Below are 428 nucleotides of genomic sequence, written 5' to 3'. Positions count from 1 at the left end.
TAATAATGTACGCCCCTAGGACTCCCCCCCAATACGGCTTTCTCTAAACCACCATAGCCTTTATATAGACTATAAATATCTTTATTTTTTATCCAGTTTGGCACGTTTTCCATATGGTAATAAAAAGTCACCATTCTCATCCCTTGCATTTGATCATCAACCTCATCAATTTTTTCAACCACCACTTTTCCAAAGCAGAAATTTGTTGCACTCCATTTTTTACCAAGATATTTACGTCCTTCATCCGTTAAATTATAGCGGTATAGTGGCTTGTCGCCATCGTGACCGACCAGCTCTTCGGTAAATAATCCCTCTTTGGCATAAAGGGATAGTTTTAAGTTAAGTTCGTTATTAGCAGCGATTTTGTCATAAGGATCGTTAGGATCTATTTCCCCTTCAAGATAATGAATGGTATAGGGGTACATATC

At 37.9% G+C, this 428-nt stretch carries 1 pseudogene; it reads right to left on the bottom strand.

The features are described from left to right. A pseudogene (locus A9G44_RS13410) lies at positions 1-428 on the bottom strand (hypothetical protein); the annotation flags it as partial.

It is taken from the genome of Gilliamella sp. Occ4-3 (genome assembly GCF_001690675.1).
Taxonomy (GTDB): Bacteria; Pseudomonadota; Gammaproteobacteria; order Enterobacterales; family Orbaceae; genus Gilliamella; species Gilliamella bombi.
Note: the sequence above shows the minus strand (reverse complement) of the source record. Positions and strands in the feature narration are given on the sequence as shown.